Below are 6140 nucleotides of genomic sequence, written 5' to 3' on the forward strand. Positions count from 1 at the left end.
CACAATATCACGCACCGCCGGAAGATGAGCGCTCCCAACCAAGGAGCCCATCGTGACCGCGCCGAAGCCATCGACTTTTCACCAACGCCTGATCCATGCCCTGCGCGGCTGGCGCCGCCGCGTGGTGAATCGCCGCCGCGCGCGCGCCGACATGCGGCACCTGGCCGGCATGAGCGAGCACGAGCTGCGCGACCTGGGCATCGGGCGCAGCGAGGTGCCGGAGCTGCTGGACCGCCACCGCTACTGAGCCTCTGCGGCGTTTTTTCTTCAGGTATCGCGCCGGTTTTGAGGTTCAATCCGGGGCGTGCCCAAGCCCTCTCTTCTCTCCATCGAACTCACTTCGCCGCAGTCGGTCAATGGCCGGCGCGCGGCTTTCCAGTCGCTCTGGCTGCTGGTGCGCATGCAACACGCCCACGAAGCCGGCACCGGCGTCGTGCGACTGGCCGACCTGCGCGGCGAAGTGTCCGACGCCAGCACGCTGCGCATGGTCGTGAGCCGCGCGTTCCGCGACTTCAAGGCCTGGAACATCGAGGTCGGCTGGGGCGAAGACACGCTGCGCGAGCCGCGCTTCCTGAATGCCGAGCGGCGCAGCCAGGGCCCGTTCTGGCTGCCGGCCGCCGAAGCCAGGCGCGTGCGCGTGCTGGTGGAAGGCCGCGCGGCCACCGCCGCCGAGGTGGCGTCGTTCCTCGGCTTGCGCGCGCGCAAGTCGCAGGCCCCGGCCGGCTCGCCGCCGCCCGACGCGGTGCACCTGCAGGACGCGGCCTTCTGGAAGCAGCTGGTCGCCTCCCAGCAGGCGGCGCGGCAGGGCCGGCTGATGGCGCCGGTGGCCGGCATGAACGCCGGCGATGCGAGTGCCAGCGGCCAGCCGGCCAGCGCGCTCGAATCGATACGCCTGGCCGGCACGCTGGCCGCCACCGATTTCCAGCGCGCGCTGGTCACGCTCAACGAGGCCATGCTGTGGCGTCGGCTCGGCGACAACGAGCAGGCGCGGCGCCGGCTGCAGGCGCTGAAGAAGCAGCGGCTGGCGCATCACGTGGCGGGCAACGACTACCTCGGCGCGATGGAATGCATCGTCGCCGCGTGGTGCGCCTACACCGCGCGCGACCTGCCGCTGGCGCAGTCGCTGCTGGGCGGCATGGCCGACGACGCGGCGCGCGGACTGGTGCTGCGGCATCACCCCGACGTGCGCTTCGAATGGTGCAACCTGTGGGCGCTGGTGTGCCGCTCGCGCGCGCTCGGGCTCTCGGCCGACGACAAGCCGGCCGCAGCCGCGCTCGCCCAGGAATCGCTGCGCCGCTTCGGCGAGGCGCTGGCGGCGGCGTTCGAGTCGCATTCCTTCGACGCGGCGCAGCACGTGGCTGCCAACATGGGCATGGCCGCATGGCTGTTCGACCGCGTGGGCCTGTCGGACCTGCCCGCGCTCGCGCAGGACGGCAACACCGACACCACCCGTCGCGCAGTGCAGTGGATCGCCTTCAGCGAATGGCTGTGCGGCCATACCGACGGCCAGGGCCGCTCGGCGTGGAACGCGATCTACCTGATGCGCATCGCGCGCGGCCACTGCCGGCCCGAGAAGCAGCCCACGCTCGCGCAGTTCCGCGCGCAGAAGCCGCTGGACCCGGCCGCCATGTCGAAGCTCGCGGGCCCGCTGGCCGATGCCTTCGACGCGACGAACTGGCCCGCGCGCTGGGTGCAGGTGGCGCAGGCGCGGCTGGCCGACCACCAGGCCGGCCGCCGCCGCTACCCGGGCCTGCAGCATTGCAGCCTGCTGTTCGAGCACGCCTGGTACGCCGCGCATGCCGGCGAACTGAAGGCCGCGGAGCAATCGCTCGCCCTGCTGCGCGAGGCGCTGCCGCAGCTGGTGCCGAGCGACCGCGCCTACTTCACCGAATCGTGGAACGACACGCTGCCGGCCGAACTGGTGCTGGAGGCAAAGCCGCCGCGCCGGCCGGCTGCGCGAAAGAAAAACGCGTCCTAGACTTCGGGGTCCGACCATGCCCGACAACTCCCACGAACCCATCGACCTGGCCGCGCACCGCGAGCGCCGCGCCCGTCAGCAGCAACAGCGTGCCGCGGAGCAGGCCGCGCGCGACGCGGCCTCACCGTCCGCGTCTGCGTCCGAACCGGGCCCCGGCGAAGTGCCCTGCATCCGCTGCGGCGAGCCGATCTTCGGCTACGTGCTGCGCTGCCCCTACTGCGGCGTGCATTTCAGCGGCCGTGCCGAAGACTTCGCGCCCAGGGAAGGCATGTCGCGGCGCGCGAAGGCGCTGGTCGTGCTGGTTGCCGTGGCGCTGCTGCTGGCAGGCCTGAGCGACGACATCGCCGCCCTGTGGTGGCGCATGAAGTAAGTCGCTTCGCCGCCCGTCAGCGCGGTGCGGCGGTCGACTGGCGCACCACCAGTTCCGGGCGCAGCACCACGGTCGATGCAGACATCGATCGGCCGTCGATCTCGTCGAACAGCATCTCCGCCGCGCGCCAGCCCAGTTCGCGGTGCGGCAGGCGGATGGTGGTGAGCGGCGGGTCGACCATGTCGACCAGCGGCATGTCGTTGTGGCCGGTGATGGAAATGTCCTTGGGAACACGCAGGCCGGCCGCGCGCAGCGCGTCGTAGGCGCCCAGCGCGACGAGGTCGTTGCAGCACACCACCGCCTGCGGGGCCGCGCCGGCATCGAGCATCTGCTTCATGGCCAGCGCGCCGGCCTCGCGGCTGTAGCTCGCGCACTCGACCACGCGGAAGGGCTTCATGCGGTGGTCGCGCAGGGCCTGCTCGACACCCAGCCGCCGGCCAACGCCGGTCGGGATGGTCTGCGGCCCCGCCAGGTGCGCGATGCGCTTGTGGCCGAGCGCCACCAGGTGGTCGACCGCGAGCTTCATCGCCAGCCGGTCGTCGCTGACCACGGCCGGCAGGCGGCCGGTTTCGTCGGCGCGGTTGACCAGCACGGCCGTCATGCCGGCCTTGGCGACGAAGTCGACCAGAGGGTCGTCGCGCGTGGCGGTGGCCATGACCACGCCGTCGACGCGCTGCGCGAGCATGCGCTCCAGCACCGGCCGCGCCAGTGCCGGGTCGGCCACGTTGGTGACGAACACGAAGTACCCGCGCGCCGCCGCGCTGGCCTCGATGCCCTGCAGGATCGGCGGGAACACCGCGTTGGTGATGTCGGGCACCAGCACGCCGATGGTGTGCGTGCGGCCCGTGCGCAACGCCGAGGCCGCGCGATTGGGCCGGTAGCCCAGGCGCTGCGCCGCCTCCTCGACCACGCGCAGCACCTCGTCGCTGATGAGCGACCGCTTCTCGGGGCTGAGCGCGCGCGAGACGGTGGACACATGCACGCCGGCGGCACGCGCGACGTCGCGGATGGTGACGGTGCCGGAAGAAGGCGCAGTAGGCGGGCTGGTGCTCATTGGTGCAAACGATTGTCGCGAAAGCGGCCGGCCTCGGGCGTCAATGCTTCCCTCAGGGTCTGCCGGAAACCTCCATTTTACTTTTTGGCAAATCTGGCTAATATCGTGCAAACGATTGCACAAATCCACCATGAACATCGCCACCTCCCCCGACTCGGTGCTGGGCCATGTGCTCGACGCCATGAAGCACACGCCCGACCTGCGGCTGCGCACAGTGATGGAAGCGGTCACGCGCCACCTGCACGCGCTGGTGCAGGAAGTGAAACTGACGGAAGAGGAGTTCGAGCAGGCCCTCGAATTCATCGTCGCCATCGGCCATGCCACGGGCGAGACCAAGAACGAAGTGGTGCTGGCGGCGGACATCCTGGGTGTGTCGACCGTGGTCGCGCTGCAGAACAACCAGGACCCGCACGGCGAATCGCCGGCCGCGCTGCTCGGGCCGTTCTGGCGTGCGAACGCGCCGGCCTGCGCGCCGGGCGACAACATCGCGCGCTCGGGCACGCCCGGCACGCCGCTCGAAGTGACGGGCACGGTGCGCGACCAAGAGGGCCGGCCGGTGGCCGGCGCCACGGTCGACGTGTGGCAGGCCTCGCCCGTCGGCCTCTATGAAAACCAGGACCCGTCGCAGGAGGACATGAACCTGCGCGGCCGCTTCACCACCGACGCCGAAGGGCGCTTCCATTTCCGCAGCGTGCGCCCGGCCGGCTACCCGGTGCCGACCGACGGGCCCTGCGGCGTGCTGCTGCGCGCGCAGCAGCGCCACCCCAACCGGCCCGCGCACCTGCACTTCATGGTGAGCAAGCCCGGCCACAAGGTGCTGATCACGCAGGTGTTCGCGGACGACGACGAGAACCTGGAAAGCGACCCGACCTTCGGCGTGACGCGCAGGCTGATCGGGCGCTTCGCGCTGGCGCCCGATGGCAAGAGCGCGTCGATGCACCACGACTTCGAACTCGAACCCGGCGAAATGAAATTCCCGCGCCCCCCGATTCCCTGAACCAACTCCCCCTATCGATATGAGCTTCGATCCTGTCTCCAGACTCGACGGCAAGGTCGCCGTCATCACCGGCGGCCTGGGCGCCATCGGCTATGCCACGGCCACGCGCCTGGCCGCGCTCGGCGCCACCTGCGTGCTGCTGCACCGCAAGGGCGACGACGCAGCGGCGCGCGCGGCCGCCCTGCCCTCTGCCAACGGCCAGCGCCATGCGGCGATCCGCGCCGACATCGTCGACTCGGCGAGCCTCGTGGCCGCCGCGGCCGAGGTGCAGGCCACGCACGGGCGCTGCGACATCCTCGTCAACAGCGCGGGCCACACGCAGCCGGTGCCAGCCGCCGACCTGGACGCGCTGACCGACGAACTCATCGACGACATCGTGCGCGCCAACTTCCGCGGCGTGTTCGCCACCATCCGCGCCTTCGCGCCGATGCTCAAGGCCAGCGGCGACGCGCTGGTGGCCAACATCTCGTCCATCGCGGGCTTCACGGGCGTGGGCAGCAACCTGGCCTACGTGGCGGCCAAGGCCGGGCTCGACGTGGTCGGCGACGCGCTGGCCAAGGCACTGGCACCTGCCGTGCGCGTGGTGTCGGTGTCGCCGGGCGCGGTGGAGTCGGGCTTCGTGCCAGGGCGCGGCGCGGAGTTCGCCAGCAAGATGGCCAGCACCACGCCGCTCGGCCGCATCGGCAAGCCAGACGACGTGGCGGCCACGGTCGAGGCGCTGGCCACCACCATGCGCTTCGTCACGGGCACGCGCATCGTGGTCGACGGAGGGCGCCACCTGTGAGCGCCGCCAAGACACTCATCACCTGCGCCGTCACGGGCAACCTCGTGAAGCCGGAGCAGACGCCGCACCTGCCGATCACGCCGGTGCAGATCGCCGACGAATGCCTGGCCGCCGCCGAGGCCGGCGCGGCCCAGGTGCACATCCATGTGCGCCATCCGGAAACCGGCAAGCCGTCGATGGAGGTGGAGCTGTACCGCGAGGTGGTGGACCGCATCCGCCGCGGCAACCGCGAGCTGATCATCAACCTCACGACCGGCCCGGGCGGGCGCTTCATCCCGAGCGAGGACGACCCGAAGATCGCCGCGCCCGGCACCACGCTGCTGCCGCCCGAGAAGCGCGTGGAGCACATCGCGCTCATCAGGCCCGACGTGTGTTCGCTCGACCTGAACACCATGAACTCCGGCCCCGACGTGGTCATCAACACGCCGAGGAACGTGCGCCGCATGGCGAAGGTGATGCGCGAGGCGGGCGTGAAGCCGGAGCTGGAAATCTTCGATTCGGGCGACATCAACCTGGCGCTGGACCTGATCGCGGACGGCACGCTCGACGGCCCCGCCATGTGGACCTTCGTGCTCGGCGTGAAATACGGCTTTGCGCCCACGCCCGAGACGCTGCTCTACGCGCGCAACATGCTGCCGCGCGGCGCCTTCTGGAGCGCCTTCGGCATCGGCCGCATGGAGTTCCCGATCGTCGCGCAGTCGTGGCTGCTGGGCGGCCATGTGCGCGTGGGCATGGAAGACAACATCTACCTCGAGAAAGGCGTGCTCGCCGAGAGCAACGCGCAGCTGGTGGCGAAGGCGCGCGACATCCTCGTGAGCCTTGGCGGCGAAGTGGCCAACCCGCGTGAGGCGCGCGCGATGCTGGGGCTTTCGAATGCTTGAGGCACGTTGTTCGGGGCGCGATCACGCCGACGGGGTGCCTTGCTCCGCGAATGTCCCCCGGCCTGCGGCCTCCTCC

General features: G+C 70.8%; 7 protein-coding genes. 6 read left to right on the forward strand and 1 reads right to left on the reverse strand.

Going from position 1 to position 6140, the window contains the following annotated elements; all coding sequences use genetic code 11:
• Nucleotides 1-52 precede the first annotated feature (52 nt).
• From QRN67_RS31910 to QRN67_RS31920, 3 genes are read left to right on the forward strand one after another with little or no spacing between them, the layout of a single operon-like run.
• Nucleotides 53-247, forward strand: coding sequence for a YjiS-like domain-containing protein (locus tag QRN67_RS31910; RefSeq protein ID WP_081267350.1), 195 nt, complete (start codon nucleotides 53-55; stop codon nucleotides 245-247).
• Between the two features lie 57 nt (nucleotides 248-304).
• The gene (locus QRN67_RS31915) at nucleotides 305-1978 is read left to right on the forward strand and encodes a hypothetical protein (protein ID WP_285415017.1); all 1674 of its coding nucleotides are present in this window, start codon (nucleotides 305-307) and stop codon (nucleotides 1976-1978) included.
• Nucleotides 1979-1994: 16 nt separating this feature from the next.
• Nucleotides 1995-2348, forward strand: a complete 354-nt coding sequence (locus QRN67_RS31920; protein ID WP_081267348.1) for a hypothetical protein — start codon at nucleotides 1995-1997, stop codon at nucleotides 2346-2348.
• Between the two features lie 16 nt (nucleotides 2349-2364).
• Here the strand turns inward: QRN67_RS31920 and QRN67_RS31925 are convergent, their stop codons facing one another.
• Nucleotides 2365-3402: a LacI family DNA-binding transcriptional regulator gene (locus tag QRN67_RS31925; protein WP_081267347.1), complete on the reverse strand. Its 1038-nt coding sequence runs from the start codon at nucleotides 3400-3402 to the stop codon at nucleotides 2365-2367.
• A 130-nt stretch (nucleotides 3403-3532) separates the two neighbouring features.
• On the opposite strand from QRN67_RS31925, the gene QRN67_RS31930 reads away from it, so the two are divergent.
• Genes QRN67_RS31930 through QRN67_RS31940 form a run of 3 tightly spaced genes read left to right on the forward strand, consistent with a single transcriptional unit; the run spans nucleotide 3533 to nucleotide 6064 of the window.
• Complete coding sequence (locus QRN67_RS31930; protein WP_285415018.1) at nucleotides 3533-4399, forward strand: dioxygenase family protein; 867 nt, start codon at nucleotides 3533-3535, stop codon at nucleotides 4397-4399.
• 19 nt (nucleotides 4400-4418) lie between these two features.
• Nucleotides 4419-5183 carry an SDR family NAD(P)-dependent oxidoreductase gene (locus QRN67_RS31935; protein ID WP_285415019.1) on the forward strand — a complete coding sequence of 255 codons (765 nt, stop codon included), beginning with the start codon at nucleotides 4419-4421 and terminating at the stop codon, nucleotides 5181-5183.
• Complete coding sequence (locus tag QRN67_RS31940) at nucleotides 5180-6064, forward strand: beta-keto acid cleavage family enzyme (protein ID WP_285415020.1); 885 nt, start codon at nucleotides 5180-5182, stop codon at nucleotides 6062-6064. Before QRN67_RS31935 ends, QRN67_RS31940 begins: the two co-directional genes overlap by 4 nt.
• Nucleotides 6065-6140: the final 76 nt, after the last annotated feature.

The organism is Variovorax sp. efr-133-TYG-130, assembly GCF_030208835.1.
Lineage (GTDB): Bacteria > Pseudomonadota > Gammaproteobacteria > Burkholderiales > Burkholderiaceae_C > Variovorax.